This is a genomic window from Neomoorella sulfitireducens, from assembly GCF_024733845.1.
In the GTDB taxonomy this organism is placed as follows: domain Bacteria; phylum Bacillota; class DSM-521; order Neomoorellales; family Neomoorellaceae; genus Neomoorella; species Neomoorella sulfitireducens.
The window spans coordinates 25,364-43,811 of sequence record NZ_JANRHG010000010.1 but is presented as its reverse complement, the minus strand read 5'-3'; the positions used below and the strand labels follow the sequence as shown (position 1 = coordinate 43,811).

Annotated in this window: 21 protein-coding genes and 1 riboswitch; all 21 genes read right to left on the bottom strand. The window is 62.2% G+C overall.

The window, feature by feature from the left end; all coding sequences use genetic code 11:
• Positions 1-14: 14 nt before the first annotated feature.
• The 21 genes from cobS to rny all read right to left on the bottom strand — a co-directional run bounded on the left by cobS (position 15) and on the right by rny (position 18,406).
• A complete protein-coding gene (cobS, locus tag NWF31_RS10615) occupies positions 15-782 on the bottom strand; it encodes an adenosylcobinamide-GDP ribazoletransferase (protein WP_258360478.1) in 768 nt (255 codons plus the stop codon).
• Complete coding sequence (cobT, locus tag NWF31_RS10610; protein ID WP_258360477.1) at positions 779-1,840, bottom strand: nicotinate-nucleotide--dimethylbenzimidazole phosphoribosyltransferase; 1,062 nt, start codon at positions 1,838-1,840, stop codon at positions 779-781. The genes cobS and cobT overlap by 4 nt, the downstream gene beginning before the upstream one ends.
• Positions 1,828-3,240 carry a cobyrinic acid a,c-diamide synthase CobB gene (locus NWF31_RS10605; protein ID WP_258360476.1) on the bottom strand — a complete coding sequence of 471 codons (1,413 nt, stop codon included), beginning with the start codon at positions 3,238-3,240 and terminating at the stop codon, positions 1,828-1,830. The genes cobT and NWF31_RS10605 overlap by 13 nt, the downstream gene beginning before the upstream one ends.
• Before the next feature lie 14 nt (positions 3,241-3,254).
• Positions 3,255-4,226 (bottom strand): adenosylcobinamide-phosphate synthase CbiB, encoded by a 972-nt coding sequence (cbiB, locus tag NWF31_RS10600; protein WP_258360475.1) that lies wholly within the window; start codon positions 4,224-4,226, stop codon positions 3,255-3,257.
• Entirely contained in the window at positions 4,207-5,757 is a 1,551-nt protein-coding gene (locus NWF31_RS10595; RefSeq protein WP_258360474.1) for a cobyric acid synthase, read from the bottom strand. Before NWF31_RS10595 ends, cbiB begins: the two co-directional genes overlap by 20 nt.
• Positions 5,757-6,395, bottom strand: a complete 639-nt coding sequence (locus NWF31_RS10590; RefSeq protein WP_258360473.1) for a precorrin-8X methylmutase — start codon at positions 6,393-6,395, stop codon at positions 5,757-5,759. The genes NWF31_RS10595 and NWF31_RS10590 overlap by 1 nt, the downstream gene beginning before the upstream one ends.
• Entirely contained in the window at positions 6,379-6,762 is a 384-nt protein-coding gene (locus NWF31_RS10585) for a sirohydrochlorin chelatase (RefSeq protein WP_258360472.1), read from the bottom strand. The genes NWF31_RS10590 and NWF31_RS10585 overlap by 17 nt, the downstream gene beginning before the upstream one ends.
• Before the next feature lie 10 nt (positions 6,763-6,772).
• On the bottom strand, positions 6,773-7,531 hold the full coding sequence (gene cobK, locus NWF31_RS10580) for a precorrin-6A reductase (RefSeq protein ID WP_258360471.1): 759 nt from the start codon (positions 7,529-7,531) through the stop codon (positions 6,773-6,775).
• A complete protein-coding gene (gene cobJ, locus NWF31_RS10575) occupies positions 7,528-8,307 on the bottom strand; it encodes a precorrin-3B C(17)-methyltransferase (protein ID WP_258360470.1) in 780 nt (259 codons plus the stop codon). The genes cobK and cobJ overlap by 4 nt, the downstream gene beginning before the upstream one ends.
• A complete protein-coding gene (locus NWF31_RS10570) occupies positions 8,253-9,344 on the bottom strand; it encodes a cobalt-precorrin 5A hydrolase (RefSeq protein WP_258360469.1) in 1,092 nt (363 codons plus the stop codon). The genes cobJ and NWF31_RS10570 overlap by 55 nt, the downstream gene beginning before the upstream one ends.
• Complete coding sequence (cobM, locus tag NWF31_RS10565; RefSeq protein ID WP_258360468.1) at positions 9,337-10,101, bottom strand: precorrin-4 C(11)-methyltransferase; 765 nt, start codon at positions 10,099-10,101, stop codon at positions 9,337-9,339. The genes NWF31_RS10570 and cobM overlap by 8 nt, the downstream gene beginning before the upstream one ends.
• A 106-nt stretch (positions 10,102-10,207) precedes the next feature.
• Positions 10,208-10,930 carry a precorrin-2 C(20)-methyltransferase gene (gene cobI, locus NWF31_RS10560; protein ID WP_258360467.1) on the bottom strand — a complete coding sequence of 241 codons (723 nt, stop codon included), beginning with the start codon at positions 10,928-10,930 and terminating at the stop codon, positions 10,208-10,210.
• Positions 10,931-10,942: 12 nt separating this feature from the next.
• Positions 10,943-11,551: a precorrin-6Y C5,15-methyltransferase (decarboxylating) subunit CbiT gene (gene cbiT, locus NWF31_RS10555; protein WP_258360466.1), complete on the bottom strand. Its 609-nt coding sequence runs from the start codon at positions 11,549-11,551 to the stop codon at positions 10,943-10,945.
• Entirely contained in the window at positions 11,538-12,188 is a 651-nt protein-coding gene (gene cbiE, locus NWF31_RS10550; protein ID WP_258360465.1) for a precorrin-6y C5,15-methyltransferase (decarboxylating) subunit CbiE, read from the bottom strand. Before cbiE ends, cbiT begins: the two co-directional genes overlap by 14 nt.
• Positions 12,178-13,275 (bottom strand): cobalt-precorrin-5B (C(1))-methyltransferase CbiD, encoded by a 1,098-nt coding sequence (gene cbiD / locus NWF31_RS10545; protein ID WP_258360464.1) that lies wholly within the window; start codon positions 13,273-13,275, stop codon positions 12,178-12,180. Before cbiD ends, cbiE begins: the two co-directional genes overlap by 11 nt.
• A gap of 17 nt (positions 13,276-13,292) precedes the next feature.
• Positions 13,293-13,889 (bottom strand): bifunctional adenosylcobinamide kinase/adenosylcobinamide-phosphate guanylyltransferase, encoded by a 597-nt coding sequence (gene cobU, locus NWF31_RS10540; protein ID WP_258360463.1) that lies wholly within the window; start codon positions 13,887-13,889, stop codon positions 13,293-13,295.
• A 77-nt stretch (positions 13,890-13,966) separates the two neighbouring features.
• Positions 13,967-14,142, bottom strand: a riboswitch (cobalamin riboswitch).
• A gap of 29 nt (positions 14,143-14,171) precedes the next feature.
• On the bottom strand, positions 14,172-14,438 hold the full coding sequence (locus tag NWF31_RS10535; RefSeq protein ID WP_258360462.1) for a translation initiation factor 2: 267 nt from the start codon (positions 14,436-14,438) through the stop codon (positions 14,172-14,174).
• Positions 14,439-14,487: 49 nt separating this feature from the next.
• The gene (locus NWF31_RS10530) at positions 14,488-15,330 is read right to left on the bottom strand and encodes a PHP domain-containing protein (protein ID WP_258360461.1); all 843 of its coding nucleotides are present in this window, start codon (positions 15,328-15,330) and stop codon (positions 14,488-14,490) included.
• 56 nt (positions 15,331-15,386) lie between these two features.
• Positions 15,387-16,172: a TIGR00282 family metallophosphoesterase gene (locus NWF31_RS10525; RefSeq protein ID WP_258360460.1), complete on the bottom strand. Its 786-nt coding sequence runs from the start codon at positions 16,170-16,172 to the stop codon at positions 15,387-15,389.
• Positions 16,173-16,227: 55 nt separating this feature from the next.
• On the bottom strand, positions 16,228-16,755 hold the full coding sequence (locus NWF31_RS10520; RefSeq protein WP_258360459.1) for a hypothetical protein: 528 nt from the start codon (positions 16,753-16,755) through the stop codon (positions 16,228-16,230).
• A 154-nt stretch (positions 16,756-16,909) separates the two neighbouring features.
• Positions 16,910-18,406, bottom strand: coding sequence for a ribonuclease Y (gene rny, locus NWF31_RS10515; RefSeq protein WP_422880277.1), 1,497 nt, complete (start codon positions 18,404-18,406; stop codon positions 16,910-16,912).
• Positions 18,407-18,448 lie beyond the last annotated feature (42 nt).

The window sequence follows — 18,448 nt, the reverse complement described above, 5'->3', positions numbered from 1 at the left end:
GCTGCCACCCCCCTTTACCAGGGCCGCAAATAATAAACTGCCAGGAAAAAAACCTCAACGATTTCGGCCAGGGCGCCGTAGGTATCTCCCGTGAGCCCCCCCAGGAGCCGCCGGATCCAGTTGCACCACCCCAGGGACACCAGGGCCGCAAGGAGCAGGTAGACCAGGCCCGCAGGCCCCATAATAAACCATCCCAGGAGGGCAGTTAGCAGGGTGGCGGTAACCAGGTTGCGGCGGCCCCGCCCGGCCTGGAAAAGGGAGCCCAGCCCTTCCTTACGGGCGTAAGGGAAACAGGTCAGGGCCGGCACCATGGCCCAGCGGCCCAGGACAGGCATCAGCACCAGCGGCGGCGGCAGCGGCAGGCCGCCCAGCCATAGATGCCCGGGCGGCAGGGCCGCCAAAAAGCTGAATTTCAACACCAGCAGGGTGACAACTGCCGTAACGCCGTGGGCACCCACGTGGCTGTCCTTCATGATGGCCAGGATGCGTTCCCGCTCCCGGCCGGAAAAAAGGCCGTCCATGCTGTCGATAAAGCCGTCCAGGTGCAGGCCGCCGCTTAAGAAAACCGCCAGGGCCAGTACCAGTCCGGCCCGGGGAAGAGGAGGTACCAGTAAGCTCAATGCCTGCCAGAACCCGGCCAGGATCAAACCTAAAACCAGCCCTACCAGGGGAAAGTAGGCGACGCTCTGCTGCCAGGCCTCCCCCGTATTATCCCCGTCCTTGAAAGGGATCCGCGTCAAAAACTTCAGGGCAACAAGGAAGGCATTGAGCCGGCCCTTCAACTGTCCAGCGCCCCTGAAACCCCGGCCTGGCTGAAAGTGGCCATCTCGTGGTAAATTTTAATGGCCGCCTCGACTATGGTCATCCCCAGGGCGGCCCCGGTACCCTCGCCCAGGCGCATCGCCATGGTCAGCATGGGTTTGAGACCGAGAAGTTCCAGGACGGCGGCATGACCCGGTTCTTCCGAAAGATGGGAGGCCAGAATGTAGTCCCCGGCCCCGGGGGCCAGGCGGGCGGCCACCAGGGCGGCAGCCCCGGAAATAAAGCCGTCGATGATTACCGGCACCCTTTTGGCGGCCCCGGCCAGGATCACCCCGGCCATGCCGGCTATTTCCAGTCCCCCCACTTTGGCCAGAACATCCAGAGGGTCGGCGGGGTTGGGGTGATTTACTTCCAGCCCCCGGCGAATAGCATTGATTTTCAGCTGCAGGCGCTTATCATCGACCCCCGTCCCCCGGCCGGTAATCTTTTCCACCGGCAGGCCGCTAAAGGCGGCCAAGATGGCGGTGCTGGGGGTAGTATTGCCGATGCCCATTTCCCCTATGCCCAGCAGCTCGCTGCCAGCGGCAATTTGTTCGGTGGCAACCTCGATACCGGTTTCCAGGGCGGCAATAGCCTGTTCCCTGGTCATGGCCGGTCCCCGGGCCAGGTTGGCCGTACCCGGAGCTATTTTTCTTTTCAGCAAACCCGGGAGGTTCGGCAGTTCCGCCGCTACCCCGACATCCACCAGGACCAGCTCCGCCCCGGCATGGCGGGCCAGGACGTTAATTGCCGCCCCGCCCCTGGCAAAATTCAGCACCATCTGGGGCGTAACCTCCCGGGGAAAAGCGCTCACCCCTTCCGCCACCACCCCGTGATCCCCGGCCATGAGGATATGGGTCTTGCGGCTTAACCGCCGCGGTACTTCCCCCTTTATCCCGGCCAGCTGCCGGGCAATAGCCTCCAGGGTGCCCAGGCTTCCCGGCGGCTTGGTGAGGTCGTCAAGGTGGGCCTGGGCCCGGGCCATGGCCTCCCCGTCCAGGGGTTTGACGGCGGCCAGGGTCTGGTTTAATAATTGCATGAAGCATTCCTCCTCCGGTAGGCTTTAAAAAATCGCCTGCATGCCGCCAGGAAACTGGCTGCAGCCTGCTGGTTGCCCAGGAAATGTAAATGTAAGTATGAGGCTAATATCCCGGGGGTGGCATAACCTTCGTGGCAGGGTTTCTCCCCGGCCTGCCAGGTATAAGCAGGCGGGAAGTCGCCGGCCATACCGGTCAGCAGCGAATAGTGAAACTCATGGCCCCGGATGGGATCACCTTTCTTGCCCAGGATGGTGTCCCGGCATAAAAGGGCCTCCCGGTAGCCCAGGCCGGCCAGCCTGGCCTGCATCCGGCAGCCTGCCGGTACTATCCCGGCCAGTTCCCAGGTCCGGCCCTCGAGGTCGGTTATCCCCCTGGTCAAGTACATGAGGCCGCCGCACTCGGCATATAGGGGCATGCCTTCCTCCACCCGCCGGCGCAGGTCGGCTAAGAAAGACTTGTTGCCGGCCAGGGGTTCCAGGAAGATTTCCGGGAAACCACCGCCGATAATCGCCCCCGCCGCTTCCCCCGGCAGTGCGGTATCGTGTAAAGGACTGAAAGGGACTATCTCTGCTCCCAGGGCCGTTAAATAATCCAGGGAATCATGGTAGTAAAAGCTGAAGGCCTCATCCCTGGCCACGGCCACCGGCACCCACCCGCCGGCCTGCAGGGAGGCCGCCGCAAAGCTCCGGCCCGCCCCGGGGGGTACGGGGCTGGCCCTCCCCGCCAGGGAAACAACTTCCTCCAGGTCGATACCGGCGGCCACGCCGGCAGCCAGCTCCTCCAGTACTTTTTTTAATCCCCTTTGCTCCCCGGCCGGGATCAACCCCAGGTGCCGGGAAGGAAGGGACGGCAGGGCACCCTTAGGGATCCACCCCGCCACCCTTACACCGGTGTAATCTTCAATGGCCCGGCGGAGGAGCTGCAGGTGGCCCTCGCTGCCGACCCGGTTGAGGATTACCCCGGCAAGATGCAGCCCGGGATCAAATTCCCGGTAGCCCAGGACTTCGGCGGCTGCACTCTGGCCCAGGGATGTGGCATCCAAAACCAGGAGGACCGGTGCGGCCAGCAGGCGGGCGATGGCCGCCGTACTGCCGCCGCCGTCCTTCCTGTGGCCATCATAAAGGCCCATGACACCCTCGATAATGGCTATATCAGCCCCGGCGGCGGCCCGGGAAAAAACCTCCAGGACGTCGGCCGGCGACATTAAAAAGGTGTCCAGGTTGCGGGAAGGCCGGCCGGTGGCCAGGGTATGGTAGCCAGGGTCGATGTAGTCCGGCCCGACCTTAAAGCCCTGGACCTTTAGCCCCCTTGCCGCCAGGGCGGCCATTAAACCGGTGGCGATGCTCGTCTTGCCCACGCCGCTGCGGGTGCCCGCTATAACAATCCGCTTATGGCTCATATAAATGCTCCTTTTTAATACCAGCGCCCCTTAAAGCCCAAAATCAACCCGCCGGCCAGGGAAATCAGCAAGGTGGCGGCCGCCATGAGGCAGACGGCCTGCCCGATATGCTCCCTTCTTAAGGGCTGCCGGTCCTCGCCGATCAGGGGGCGCCGGGAGGGCCGTCCCTGGTAGTAGTTGAGGCCGCCCAGCTGCACTCCCAGGGCGCCGGCGGCCGCCGCCTCCGGAAAACCGCTGTTGGGGCTGGGGTGGCGGCGGGCATCGCGCAGCATTACCCTCCAGGCCCGCCGGCCGTAGCCCAGGAGTCCGGCCGCCGCACATAAAGCTATACCCGTAAGCCTTGCGGGAAGATAATTGGCCGCATCGTCCAGCCTGGCTGCCGCCCGGCCGAAATAAAGGTAACGTTCGTTCTTATAACCCAGCATGGAATCCAGGGTATTGACGGCACGGTAGGCCATGGCCAGGGGCACCCCGCCCAGGAAAAAATAGAAAAGGGGGGCGATAACGCCGTCGCTGGTATTCTCGGCTACGGTTTCCACCGTCGCCCGGACCACTTCGCTTTCCGAAAGTCCGGCCGTATCGCGGCCGACGATATAACCAACCTGCCGCCTGGCCCCCGGGAGGTCGCCCGCCGCCAGGGAGCGGTTAATGCCCGCAGCCGCGGCCGCCAGGCCCCGGGGGGCAATGGTTGTCGCCAAAAGCCAACCCGCCAGCAATACCTCCGCCCAGTAATTGAGCCGCCCGGCTGCCGCCAGCAGTCCCCGGGTAATAAACCAGGTCGAGGCGACAATGATCATTGCTACCGCCGCCCCTGCAGCCAGCAGGTAGCCCCGGGATGCGCCGGGCCGCCGGAGGAATTTTTCCAGAACGTTGATGCCCGCCCCCATGATCTGGGTCGGATGCACGAGCCAGGTTGGATCCCCCACCGCCAGGTCGATGAGGAGGGCCAGGACCAGGACCAGGACGCTAGGCTCCAAAACCTTCACCTGCCAGGGGCCGATCCAGGCCCATGATGGCCGCCAGTCGTTTAAGATCCAGGTGCCTGGCCACTGTGGCCGCCAGGACGTCAAAACGTCGCTCCAGATCGGCGGCGAATTCCAGGCCGCCCGCCCTGCCGGATAGACCGCGCCTGGCCCTTAAAACGGCCAGTATCCGGTGGCGGAAGGCATCATTGTCCCAGATGCCGTGGATGTAGGTTCCCCACACCAGCCCGTCGGGGCTCTGCGCCCCGTCATCGATATCCACCGGGGTGTTGCCGCGCCTGGTGATTTTAAAGGCCGGCCGGCCTTCCACCAGGCTGCTGGCCCCCATGTGGATCTCGTATCCCTTTACTTCCAGGCCCTGCAGCGGCCCCAGGAAAGGCCCCGTACCTGTTACCCGTCCCTGGACCAGGTTGGTGGCCTTGGTAGGTTCAAATACCGTCCGCACCGGCAAAAGGTCCATGCCGTCAACGCCGTCGTGGTCAGTCTCTACATGGCCGGGGTCGGCAATCTCCCGGCCCAGCATCTGGTAACCGCCGCAGATGCCCACCACCAGGGTCCCCCGCGCCGCCAGTTCTTTGACGGCTTCCTCCAGGCCCCGCTGCCGCAGCCACAACAGATCGCCGATGGTATTCTTGCTCCCCGGCAGGATGATGAGATCCGGTTTCCCGAGGGCATTTTTGTCTTCTACATAGCGCAGGTTAACGCCTTCTTCCCTTGCCAGGGCGTCAAAATCGGTAAAGTTGGCGATACACGGCAGCTTGATTACGGCGATTTCTACCTCGCCGGGGGCAGTGGGGCGAGCGGCGGCCCTTTCCAGGACCACGGAATCTTCTTCGGGCAGGCCGTGGGCCAGGAAGGGGATGACACCCAGGACGGGCTTGCCGGTCTTCCTTTCTAAAAAGTCCAGGGCCGGCTGCAGCAAATCCATATCACCCCGGAACTTGTTGATGATCAACCCGGCCACCAGTTCCCGCTCGTCATCGTCCAGGAGCTCCAGGGTCCCGACAATGGCCGCCAGGGCGCCGCCGCGGTCGATATCGGCTACCAGGAGCACCGGCGCCCCGGCCATTTTGGCCACCCGCATATTGGCGATTTCCCCGGCTTTAAGATTAACCTCCGCCGGGCTGCCGGCGCCTTCGATGACGATAACCTCAAATTCCTTATCCAGGGTGGCATAGGCCGCCTCCACGTGGCGCCACAGTTCCTGGTTAAAGTTCCCGTGGTACTCCCTGGCCCCCAAATTGCCCACCGGCCGTCCCAGGAGAATCACCTGGGAGCGGGCGTGGGCCGTAGGTTTGAGCAAAACCGGATTCATTTCCACCCGCGGCTGCACCCCGGCGGCATAAGCCTGCACCAGCTGGGCGCGTCCCATTTCCCCGCCGTCCGGGGTGGCGCCGGAGTTTAATGCCATATTCTGGGATTTAAAAGGGGCAACCCGGTAGCCGGCGCGGTAAAAGACCCGGCACAGGGCCGCCGCCAGGACGCTCTTGCCAACATTGGAGCTGGTCCCCTGGAGCATGACCGCCCGGGCCATTAATATTCACCTTCCCCGTCCCAGGCCAGGTGCAACAGGGCATTGACGGCAGCCACCGCCACCGTGCTGCCTCCCCTGGTGCCCCGGACGGTGACAAAGGGTACGCCGGCCGTTTCCAGGGCTGCCTTGGCTTCCGCCGCTCCTACAAAGCCCACCGGCGTGCCGATTACGGCCGCCGGCGCCGCCTGGCCGGCGGCCATCAATTCCAGGAGACGGAAAAGGGCCGTGGGGGCATTGCCGACGGCCACAACGGCGCCCGTCATCCGGGGCGCCAGGAATTCCATGGCGGCCATGGCCCTGGTCACCCCCCTGGCTGCCGCTGCCGCAGCCACCTCCTTTTCCCGGATGGCGCAGATTACCCGGCCGCCGCCCCGGGCCAGTATCCGGCTGCTGATACCCTGGCGTACCATTTCGATATCGGTGATGATGTCCGCCCCCCCGCGCATGGCCGCCGTCGCCGCCTCAACCAGCCGGGGGTGAATGACTACCAGCCGGGCATATTCCAGGTCACCGGTAGCATGAATGATCCTTGTTACGATGTCCCTTTCCCCGTCTCCCAGGTCGAGATCGCCGAGCCGCGCCGCTATGATGGCCCGGCTCTGGGCCTCAATGGCCCGGGGATCATTGAGATACGACACCCGGAGCCACCTCCCGGATGCGCTCGACTATAACCTCGGCGATCCGGCGGTCGGCGCCCAGGTTGGTGCCGTAAATTAAGGTGACCCCCGGAAAACGCTCCCGGGCCGCCTCCAGCAGCTCGGGAATGTCCCGCTGGACGTGGAGACCGTTGCAGAAGAACATGGGTATCACGACTATCTGCCGCAGGCCTTCCTCCACCAGCATAGCAATTCCTTCCAAAAGATCCGGATGGGTTCGCATCATGTAGCAGGGCTGTACCCGGACATCGCCCAGAAACTCCCGCACCTGGCCTGCCAGCAGCTTCAAATGTTGGTTGGCCTCGGGTATGCGACTGCCGTGGCCCAGTAAAATAATACCTGTATCCATTTAGGTCCTCCTATCTTCCTAAGGCTTCCCCCAGCAAGGGGATGATCTCCTCCAGGGACAGGCTGCCGGGCTCGGGCGGGCGGCGGACGACGACGACCGCCAGGTCCTGATCCAGGGCGGCCTGGATTTTTTCCTCAACCCCGCCGGCGGTGCCGCTGTCCTTGGTAACAACCACGTCGACCTTGAACTGCCGGTAAAGGGCCCGGTTCAACTCATAACTGCAGGGACCCTGGAGGGCCACGATATCCCGCGGCCAGATCCCCAGCTCGCGGCACCTGGCCAGGGAACTCTCCTCGGGCAGCACCCGGACAACGAGCCTCTTTCCTTTCAAGACCGGTGCCCTGGTAAAACACTCCAGGCGGCGGGTACCGGTAGTTAGAAATATCACCTGGCCCCGGGCGGCCAGCTCCGCCGCTTCCTCAAAGCTGGCAGCCAGCAGCAGGCCCGGATGGGAAGGTAGTTTAACCTCCGGCCGGCGGTAACGGAAATAGGGCAGTCCCAGGGCGCGGCAGGCTTCCCGGGCGGCGCCGGTTATGGCGACGGCAAAGGGGTGGGTGGCGTCAACCACTGCGGCAATGCCGTTTTCCCTTAAAAAAAACCGCAGTTCTTCTTCCCCCAGGGGGCCTGCGTGGACCATGTCGGCGCCTGCTTCCCCGGCCAGCCCCGCCCCATAGTCTGAAACGGCGCTGGCGGCAACCCGGTAACCTGTCGCCTTTAAAGTGCCGATAACCTTGCCGGCGTCGGCGGTGCCGGCCAGTACCAGGATCACAGCCGGTACCCCCGGGGTGTCACCAGGCGGCCGTCCAGCACCCTGGTCTGGCTGTTGCCGATGATTACCGTGCTGACCATGTCTACCGGTAAATCCAGCAAGGTGGCCAGGTCGCGGATCCAGGCTTCTTCTCCCACCCGGCCGGCGTTGCGCACCACCCCCACTGGCGTCGACGGCCAGCGGAACCGGAGGATAATATCCCGGGCGCGGCGGAGGTGATCGGGACGCCCGTGGCTGCGGGGGTTGTACAGCACCAGGACGAAATCGGCCGCCGCTGCATGCTCGAGGCGGCTGGCGATAACCTCCCAGGGGGTCAAGCGATCACTCAGGCTGATGACGGCAAAGTCGTGCATCAGGGGCGCTCCCAGGGCGGCTGCCGCCGCAGTGGCTGCCGTCACCCCGGGAATGACCTTTACCATTATTTCTTTGCGCCGGGGGTGTGCGGCCAGGACTTCCAGGAGCAAACCGGCCATGCCGTAGACGCCGGGATCACCGCTGGAAACAACGGCCACGCGGGCCCCGGCGGCGGCCCTCTCTACTGCTTCCCGGCAGCGGGCCACTTCCCCCGTCATGCCGGTGACTACTACCTCCCGCCCGGCCGCCAGGGAGGCTATCAAATCAATATAAGTGCGGTAACCGACGATTACTTCCGCCCGGGCCAGGGCCTGCCTGGCGCGGGGCGTCATCTCTTCCTCCCCGCCCGGCCCTAAGCCCACAACCGTTATCTCGCCAGGGCCAGGGCGACCGTCACTCCCCGGTAGCTCTTTTTCGGCCATATTAATTCCCCCTCTCCTGCAGCCAGGATTGCCGCCGGTTCGCAAACGCCGGGAATGCCGATAAACCTGTTAACCCTTGCCGAGCGATTGAGAAAGGGCCGGCGCTCCAGGCAGCCTGCCAGCTCCCGGGGGGTAAAGGTAAGAAGCTTTACCCCGAGGCGCGCCGCTGCCTCTTTAAGGCCCGGTTCATCACCCTTAAAATCGACGCTGGCCAGGGCTGCCAGGCTGCGGCGGCTGAGGCCCGCCTCCGCCAGGGCCATTCCCAGGGCGCAGAGGATCGTCCCGGCGGGCACCCCGCGGCGGCAGCCGATACCGGCGCTGATCACCCGGGGCCGCCAGTAGACCCACCGCGGGCCCGGCAGGGGCAGGCGCCGCCAGGTTACCATAATCCCCGCCCTGTCTTCCCCTTCCGGGGTGCAGTCCTCAAGGAGCCGGGGCCTCAAAGCCGGCAGGGCCTCCTCCAGGGTCTTGAGTAAAGGCCTTTCTACCAGCACCTCCACCGGCTCGCCATTGACCAGGGCCGCCATCACTTTGCTAAAGGCAGCCGCCGGCCTGACATCCATGTTCAAATCCCGGGCCACCAGGTCCAGGGGCGGGAGTCCCTGCACCTCGCTGGCGGTAGTAATAACCGCCCGGCCGCCCAGGATATCCGCCACCAGGCGGGCCAGTGCATTGGCCCCGCCCAGGTGGCCGGAAAGGAGACTGACGGCGTGTTGTCCCGCCACGTCCACCACCACAACGGCCGGGTCCGCCTTTTTGGAAACAAGGTGGGGGCTTAGAGCCCGCACGGCAATTCCCACGGCCATAACCAGAATTAAAGAGCGGTAACGGTGAAAAACCCGCCCCAGGAACGAAGATAAAGGACCGGAATAGTTCTCTATATTGAATGAATCCCCACCCCGGCCTCCTGCCGCTACTTCCAGGCCGGCGGGGATATAGACGGTGCTTTTTCCCGGCAAAGCAAGGGCCAGCCGCAAGGCCGTCTGGAATCCGGGCCGGGTCAGGGTGACGATGGCTACTCCCCCGACTTCATCCACCGGATTTCTCCACCTTGCGGTAGCCGTGGCTGAAGGCCGGGTTGTACAGGCAGGAGCGCCGGTAAGGGCCGGCCAGGAAATCGCCCACCAGGAGCAGGGCCGTCCGTTCAATACCTGCCTCCCTGCTTCTGGCGGCGATATCCCCCAGGGTGCCGCGGACGACCCTTTCTTCCGGCCAGGAGGCCTTGTAGACTACTGCCGCCGGCGTATCGTCCCCGTATCCCCGGGCCAGCTCAACCGTCGCCGCCGCCAGGTCCCGGCTGCTGAGGAAAAGGCACAGGCTGGCGCGGTGGCGGCTTAAATCGGGCAGGTTTTCCCTATCGGGCACCGGGGTGCGGCCGGCCCGCCGGGTGAGAATCACCGTCTGGCTGATGCCAGGCAGGGTGAACTCCCTTTTTACTGCCGCCGCCGCCGCCGCAAAGGAGCTGACGCCGGGCACGATCTCGTAGGGAATGCCCAGGCTTTCCAGGGCGTCCATCTGCTCCTGGATGGCGCCGTACAGGGAAGGATCGCCCGTATGCAGGCGGACCACCTTTTCGCCCCCGGCCACCGCCTCCTGAATAATGGCCAGGACCTCTTCCAGGGTGAGGGAAGCGCTGTTATACAGCCTTGCTTCCGGACGCGCGTATTTTAAAATTTCCGGGTTAACCAGGGAGCCGGCATAGATAATGACCCCGGCTTCTTCCAGGAGGCGGCGCCCCTTGACGGTAATCAGCTCCGGGTCTCCCGGCCCGGCCCCGACAAAGAAAACTTTCAATACCTGCCCGCTCCTCTCAGAATAGCGTTGTGCTAAAAATGGTGCCTTCTGATGGGGACATATCCCCACCCATAACCGCCACCACAGCTTTTCTATCTCCTGCCTGTTAACAATCATCCTTATTGGTGGCGCCTTTGACTATAATTAACGACAAATAGTCCTGTTTCTTACCCTTCCCTGCTGTAAGGTCCCGGCTGAAGCTCTCCCCGGGTTGGCCGCAGCGGCTGGCCAGGAACGCCTGCCCGGCCACACCTGCCTCCTCCAGCACGGTGACGATGGCGTCATAGCGGCGGGCGACTTTCATTAGGACGAGATTGGGGAAAAGAGATAGGTATTCCTTTAAAACGGCCGGGTCTTTCAGGGCCGGGATAACGGCCAGGGGCTCGTCCCCTACCGCCAGGGGGACATTCAGCCTGGCGGCCGCTGCGGCAAAGGAGGTGATCCCGGGAACGGTTACGATCTGTAAATCAGGCTTGAGTTTTTGCAGGCGCTCCATTAAATAGCTGTAGGTGCTGTAAAGGGAGGCATCGCCGAGGGTCAGGAAGGCGACGTCCTTACCGGCGCCAAGGGCGGCCAGCATTTCTGCCGCCGCCGCATCCCACGAGCGCTCCAGGTAAGCCTGGTCGCGGGTCATGGGCATGAAAAGGTTCATTATTTCCTGGCCGGGCCTGATAAAAGGGCGGACCACCTGGAGGGCCAGGCTTGCCTCGCCCCGCTGGGAAACCGGTACCGCCAGGACCGGCACCTGTTCTAAAATGGCTTTAGCCTTGAGGGTCAGCAGCTCCGGGTCCCCCGGTCCGACCCCAAGGCCATATAGGGTTCCACTCACCGCTCCTGCCTCCTATTCGTCATGCCGCCGTTGCGTCATCAGCTGCACGATATATACGGGATTCAGGGCCCGCCAGATGTGGTAGCGGCCGGCCGGTTCCAGGCGGGCCAGGTTAACGGCCAGGGCCTCTACCTGGTAGCCCCGCCGGTAGCCCCAGGCCAGGGCCGTACCCAGGGTCTCCACGGTAATGGCGTTGAGGACGATAATCCCCCCCGGCCGTAAAGTTTGATGGCAGGCCGCCAGTATCCCTTCCAGGTGCCCGCCGCTGCCCCCGATGAAGGCCCGGTCCGGCGGCGGCAAACCTTCCAGGGCGGCCGGGGCCATGCCGGTTATGACCCGGACGTTTTTAAGGCCGAAACGCCGGGCATTCTCCCGGACCAGGGCGCAGGCTTCCGGGTTTACCTCCACGGCCAGGACCTCTCCCGGGGCCACCAGCCGGGCCGCTTCCACGGCCAGGCTCCCCGTCCCGGAGCCGATGTCGTAAACGATCATCCCCGAACCCAGGCGGGCTTTGGCCAGGGTTAAGACCCTGATTTCTTCTTTGGTCATCGGGACCTGGCCGCGGCTGAAGTAGTGGTCGGGTATCCCCGGCGTGGGGTAGGGCCAGTCAATCCGGTTCATAGCCAACTATCACCACCCCGGGCCGGGCTAAAGGCCGGCGGGCCAGCTCGGCCGCCGTCAGCCAGGCCGTTTGCTCCCCGTCGCCGCCCAGATCGATTCCCACCCACACCTTGTGGCCGCCCAGGCCGTGGTCGGCCAGGTATTTACCTATAACCGGCGGGGTATTGGCCCCGCCGGTCAGAATGGCCAGCCGTACCTGTGCGGCCTTCAGGCGCGGCAGGTAGGGTTCAAGAACCTCCAGGGGACGTCCATGACAGCTTAAGAAAGCGGCATCTTCCCAGCCGCGTCCCAGGCGGGCGAAGGCAAGCTGGACGGCGCTGATGCCGGGGATAACGTTAATTTTTTCGCCGGGAAACTGGCCTTTGAGCCACGCCAGGAGGCTGTAAAAACCGGGATCCCCGGATACCAGGACGGCCGCCGGGCGGCCGCGTATCTTAAGGAGGAAGGAACGCAGCCCTTCAAGATCCCCCGTGATGACCCTTTTTTCACAATCTAAATCGGCAAAAAGGCCCAGGGCTCTCTCACCGCCGATAAGGACCTCGGCCGCCGCCGCCGCCCGCCGGGCCGCCGGCGTTATGTATTCCGGGCTGCCGGGTCCTACCCCGATTACCGTCAGCCAACCGTCTTCATTTACCATGGCCCATCTCCCTCATCATCTGCCGGGCCGCCGCATCCCGGCCCATAATTTCTCCCTGCAGGTTGAGGATGGCCGTGCCTACCGCCAGCTCCCCCCGGACAAAGACTGCGGCCCGCTGGCTGGCCCTCGCCGCCAGGTCGTCCCAAAATTCCCGGCCCAGTCCTGCAGCGGCGATAATTTCCCGGGCCCCTTCCACCGTCGTTGCCTCCAAAATCCGGCTCACCACTGCCGGTGAAGCCCCCCGCGCCGCGGCCCAGGCGGCCAGGATCTCCTGCCGCGCGTCGGCCAGGCGGCTGTGGGTATAAAAGATACCCCCCGCTACCTTGATGAGTTTGCCGGCGTGGCCCCAGAGGAGCACCCCCTTTACCCCGCGTTCGGCGCAGGCCTCCAGCATGTAGCCGATAAAGTTGCTGGTCAGGACTACGGCCTGCGACGGCAGGCGGTAGCCCTCTTCGGCCTGGCGCTGCCCCAGGCGGCCCGGGGTCAGGATGAGGGTTTCATGACCGGCGGCCAGGGCGACGTCTATCTGGGGCACCAGGGAAGCACGGTAGGCTTCCGCGGACATGGGCTCGACAATACCGGTAGTACCCAGGATGGAAAGCCCGCCCTCGATCCCCAGGCGGGGGTTGAGGGTCCGCCGCGCCAGCTCCTCCCCTCCCGGAATGCTTATTTCCAGTTCCAATCCTGTACCGGGCGGGGTAAGGCCGGCGACTGCCGCGGCTATCATCTGGCGGGGTACAGGATTAATGGCCGGCTCCCCCGGTGGCACGGCCAGGCCGGGGCGGGTCACCGTCCCCACCCCGGGACCGCCGCGCAAGATCAATCCCCGGGCGCACTGCCGGGCGCGGACGTGGATGGCGGCCCCGTGGGTTACGTCGGGATCGTCGCCGGCGTCTTTGACCACCACGGCTTCCGCCCAGCCCGGTCCCCGGCGCACGGTGACCGGCAGGGTCGCCTTTTCACCCCGCGGCAGGGTAAGGGTAACTTCCTCGACCAGCCGCTCCTGCCATAAAGCCACGGCCGCCGCCCTGGCCGCGGCGGCCGCACAGGTACCCGTGGTATAGCCCCGCCGCAACTCTTTATGCAACAAAGGTTCCCCCATTTTTATTGTATTTTCGGAGAAGTTTCTCCAGGCAAAAGATCTTTCAATACCAAAGGCAGGCCGGCCACCACCAGGTAAACCCGGTCGGCCCGGCGGGCGATCTCCTGGTTGGCCAGGCCCAGGAGGTCCCGGAAAACCCGGCCCAGGGCATAGGGAGGTACGAGACCCATGCCCGCTTCTTCGGTGACGATAATCACCCGCGCCGGTACTTCCCTGGCTACCGCCGCCAGCTCCCGCACCCGGGCCATGAAGCCCTCAACTACGGCCGTGCTCATTTCCCCGCCGTCCCCTGCCCCGCCTGTCTCCCGGCTCAACAGGTTGCTGAGCCACATGCCCAGGCTGTCCAGGAGAATGGTGTCTACGCGTCGCCCCTCCCGGGCCAGGGCTTTGGGAACGTCCAGGGGAGCTTCCACCGTCAGCCACTCAGGCGGTCGCCGGCACCGGTGGGCCGCCACCCGGGCCGCCATTTCGGCATCCCCTACCGTGGCCGTAGCCAGGTAGACCACCTGGCCGCCCCCGGCAGCGGCCAGTTCCTCGGCCAGGCGGCTCTTACCGCTCCTGGCCCCACCGGTAACCATGATTAACGGCCCGCGCTCCATGGCAAACCTCCTAAAAGAAAAACTCCAGCCCCCACGAAGAGCTGGAGTCACTTCCTCTAACCTTAGGCCCCTTGACGCGAGGGTGTTATGAACAGGCAGGTTTCCTGGCTCCGGCTCCTTGCCCGGCTTCGCCTTCCCGGTGTAAAACACCAGTGGCCTTGAAGCGGGCTCCCCGGTTACAGTGGCGCGACCGCTCAGGATTTACACCTGATTCCCTTTTAACCTTTAAGGCACCTGTTCCCTATTAAGTTAATTATAGTATAAACCGCTCCCCCTTCCCAGTCAAGCCCTGGGTAAAGGGACGCCATGCAGTTTACTTGCCAGCAGGGCCAGCTCTTTATTCTTTTCCCATATTACCCGGGCATAGCGCCGGTTGCGGAACTGGAGCTTTTCCTTTTCCTGACGCAGGCGATTAACCATTTCCCACTTTTCGTTCTCGCTTTTTTCCACCAGGCGCATCAATACCCGCCGGCTGACCCTCAATTGTTCCACCCTGCTCTCCAGCTCTTGAATCCGCCGGTAAAGGGCACCCGGATCGTTGCCAACCAACGATCCCACCCCCCTCAATAATTTGTTTGCTAAAATATATGCCCGGAAATCAAACCTTAGTCGCCTGTGCTTTAATCTTTTCCGCCCGCCTAAGTAAATATTCCAGTTCCACCGGTCCTACCCGGCAGGTACCCAGGTCGGCATGGCCGGCGTCAATTATACCGTGGAAATCGGACCCGCCGGTAACTACCAGCTCATACCGGGAGGCCAGTTCCAGGTAACGCCCGGTGGCAGCGGCGTCGTGGACGGGATAGTAGACTTCAACGCCCTGCAAGCCGCTCTCCACAAGGGCCGGGATAAGGGCATCGGCCCGGCTCAATCCCGGGTGGGCCAGGACGGGAACGCCGCCGGCCTTCAATATTACTTCCACCGCACGGGCAGGTTCAACTTTGGCCCGCGGGACGTAAGCCGGACGCCCCCGGGCCAGGAGGCTTTTGAAAGCCACCTCCACAGAAGGGGCATAGCCCCTGCGGACGAGGGCGGCGGCGATATGGGGACGCCCCACGGCCTCGCCCCGGACTTCCCCCTCCACCTCGCCCAGGGTGATATCATAACCCAGTTCTCTTAACCTGGAAACCATCCTGGTAATGCGCCGGTAACGGGCCCGGCGCATGGTTTCCAGGAATGCCAGCAAATTTTCCTCTTGCCATTCAAGGTAATAGCCAAGGATATGTATTTCCCTGTCTTCCCACTCGGTGCTCAACTCGACGCCGGGAACCACCGTCACGCCGTAACACTTGCCGGCGGCCAGGGCTTCATCCAGGCCGGCTACCGTATCATGGTCGGTGACGCCAATGGCCGTCAAGCCCCTGGCCCTTGCCAGCCGTATTAGTTCATCTGGTGACAGACGCCCGTCGGAGGCCGTGGTATGGGTATGTAAATCAGCTGCCATCTTTACCCGGCTCCAATCTTTTGCTACTCCCCCTACCGGTTGAGCAGGTTTTTAGCTTACACCGGGCCGTAGCGCTGCAATCTCTGGATGCCCTCCGCCCTGCCGGTATGGGGATCAATATCTATCAGCACGGCTTCCAGCTGGATAGTGCCGCCGGCAACTTCAAAGCGCACCGGCAGCTGGGTGAGAAATTTTTTGATAACAAGTTCCGTCTTTACGCCCAGGACCGAATCCCGGGGACCGGTCATGCCCACATCGGTGATATAGGCCGTACCCCCGGGAAGGACGCGGGCATCGGCCGTCTGGATGTGGGTATGGGTCCCGATTACCGCGCTTACCAGGCCGTCCAGGTACCAGCCCAGGGCCACCTTTTCCGAAGTCGCTTCAGCATGAAAGTCTACCAGGATGATCCTGGTTACAGCCCCAATCTTTTCTGCCAGGCAACGGCCCAGGCGAAAAGGGCATTCCAGGGATGATAGAAAAACTCGCCCTGATAGATTTATTATTCCTACCTGCAGGCCTTCTTTAACCTTTACCAGGGTATGCCCCCTGCCGGGGGTACCGGGAGGATAATTGGCGGGCCGGATAATGCGCACGTCCTCATCCAGCAGGGCTAGAGCTTCGCGCTTATCCCAAACGTGGTTGCCCATGGTTAAAATATCAATGCCGGCGGCAAGCAGTTCCCCGGCAATATCAGCCGTAATACCGTTACCGCCGGCCGCATTTTCACCGTTGGCCACCACCAGGTCCGGCCGGTATTCCTGGAGCAGGGGCGGCAGGATTTCCCGGATCGCTTTTCTTCCCGGCCGTCCCACAATGTCGCCGATCATTAAAACCCGCAAAAATAAAGCTCCCCTCGACTACTTAAAACTTATTATCATATTATCTGCTACGGCTTTATTTATTAAACACCATGACCCGGCCTTCTTCCCGGAAGGCAATAAGGCGGCGTTCCGGGACGGTGCCCCGGACGCTTTCCAGCATGCGGTCGATTAACTCTTCCTGTATCAAGAGTTCTTCTTCCATGATGTTATCATTATTCTCCGCCACCAGGCAGGAGGCAAACTCCTCCCGTACCAGGGCAATAATGAGGTCAATTTCATCCCGGGATAGGGTGGCAACATCCCGCTGCACTTCCAGGGCCGTCAGCTGGTCGTAGGGGGTATATTTAAGGTTAACGGTCCTCGCTTCCCGCCCTTCCAGGTAATTAAATACTTCCAGGGACTTGCGGAACTTACTTGCAAACTCCCGGACGATCTCCCCGGAGAGGGACCGGGATAGCATAAAGGTAAAGCGTAAGACCTGCTCCCCGGGTTCATAATTTATGGTAGCTACTTCCGGGTAACGTACCAGGATAGAAATAAGAAGGCCTATACTGTCAGATACTTCGCCGCCGTGTTTGTACTTCAGTCCCAAGGTCAACACCTGCCCCGTGCTTTTATGTACATGGATAAGATGTTATGGCTAATAAGTAAACTACTTCTGCACTATAAAGCAGATTCCTGCCTGCCCTGTCCCCCGGTAATAATGAAAATTTAATGGCAGGGATGGAAACCTGTTTTCCTCCCTGCCATTAAAATTATTTAGCATAGTCAACAGCGCGGGTTTCGCGGATAACCACCACTTTAATCTGGCCCGGGTATTCCATTTCCTTTTCAATCTTTTTCACGATATCCCTTGCCAGGTGGACGGCCATGGCATCGTCGATTTTATCGGGTTTAACCAGGATCCTTACCTCTCGGCCGGCCTGGATGGCATAAGATTTTTCTACGCCGGCAAAGGAATCGGCGATTTCCTCCAGTTTCTCCAGGCGTTTAATATAGGCTTCCAGGGTTTCCCGCCGGGCTCCCGGCCGCGCCGCCGATATAGCATCGGCCGCCTGGACCAGGCCCGCTTCGATACTGCGCGGTTCCACGTCACCGTGGTGGGCTTCAATGGCGTGAATTACCTCCGGTGATTCCCGGTACTTCTTTGCCAGCTCAACTCCTAAAGCGACGTGGGGACCCTCAACTTCAAAATCAACGGCTTTACCAATATCATGGAGCAAACCGGCCCGCTTGGCCAGCTGGACATCTACCCCCAGTTCGGCAGCCATGGCCCCCGCCAGGAAGGCTACCTCCAGGGAGTGTTTAAGGACATTCTGGCCGTAGCTGGTACGGTATTTCAGTTTACCCAGGAGGCGCACCAGCTCCGGATGCAGGTTGTGAATACCCGTTTCAAAGGTAACCCGCTCGCCTTCTTCCCGGATCTTTTGCTCCACCTCTCGCCTGGCTTTTTCTACCATCTCCTCAATCCGGGCCGGATGGATGCGCCCGTCAATAATCAATTTTTCCAGGGCAATACGGGCCACTTCCCTGCGAATGGGGTCGAAGCTGGACAGGATTACAGCTTCAGGGGTGTCATCAATGATCAGGTCAACACCCGTCAAAGTTTCCAGGGCGCGGATGTTACGGCCCTCACGGCCGATAATACGCCCTTTCATCTCATCATTGGGCAGGTTCACCACCGAAACCGTGGCTTCGGCCACATAATCGGCAGCACAGTGCTGGATGGCATGAATAATAATTTCCCGTGCCCTTTTTTCTGCTTCTTCTCTGGTTTCGGCTTCAATTTGCTTAATCAACATGGCTGCTTCATGCTTGATTTCCTTTTCGACATTCTGCAGCAGGATGGTCCTGGCTTCTTCGATGGTCAGGCCGGAGATGCGCTCCAGCTCGCCTACCTGCCGGCGGCGCAGTTCTTCCAGTTCTTCCCTCAGCTTCTGGGCGGCTTCCTCCTGGCGGTGAAGGCTGGCCTCTTTGCGCTCCAGGGCTTCGATTTTGCGGTCCAGGGCCTCCTCCTTCTGCACCAGGCGCCGTTCAAAACGCTGGAGCTCGTTGCGCCGTTCCCGGCTTTCCCGTTCTACTTCATTACGGATGCGGTGGGCCTCTTCCTTGGCTTCCAGGACCGCTTCTCGCTTTTTAGCCTCAGCTTCTTTTTTAGCTTCATCGATAATGGCAGCTGCAGCCTTTTCGGCCGAAGCGATCCTGGCCTCGGCCAGGTATTTACGAACGGCATAACCCCCGGCTGCACCCACCAGTAAAGCTATCAGGGCATAGATATAATGAATGGTTCTTCA

Bases quoted from the DNA above. Each gene is read 5' to 3' on its own strand.
- cobT (WP_258360477.1), bottom strand. From the start codon at position 1,840: ATGCAATTATTAAACCAGACCCTGGCCGCCGTCAAACCCCTGGACGGG.
- NWF31_RS10605 (WP_258360476.1), bottom strand. From the start codon at position 3,240: ATGAGCCATAAGCGGATTGTTATAGCGGGCACCCGCAGCGGCGTGGGC.
- NWF31_RS10595 (WP_258360474.1), bottom strand. From the start codon at position 5,757: ATGGCCCGGGCGGTCATGCTCCAGGGGACCAGCTCCAATGTTGGCAAG.
- NWF31_RS10585 (WP_258360472.1), bottom strand. From the start codon at position 6,762: ATGGATACAGGTATTATTTTACTGGGCCACGGCAGTCGCATACCCGAG.
- cobJ (WP_258360470.1), bottom strand. From the start codon at position 8,307: ATGGCCGAAAAAGAGCTACCGGGGAGTGACGGTCGCCCTGGCCCTGGC.
- cbiT (WP_258360466.1), bottom strand. From the start codon at position 11,551: ATGAACCGGATTGACTGGCCCTACCCCACGCCGGGGATACCCGACCAC.
- cbiE (WP_258360465.1), bottom strand. From the start codon at position 12,188: ATGGTAAATGAAGACGGTTGGCTGACGGTAATCGGGGTAGGACCCGGC.
- cobU (WP_258360463.1), bottom strand. From the start codon at position 13,889: ATGGAGCGCGGGCCGTTAATCATGGTTACCGGTGGGGCCAGGAGCGGT.
- NWF31_RS10530 (WP_258360461.1), bottom strand. From the start codon at position 15,330: ATGGCAGCTGATTTACATACCCATACCACGGCCTCCGACGGGCGTCTG.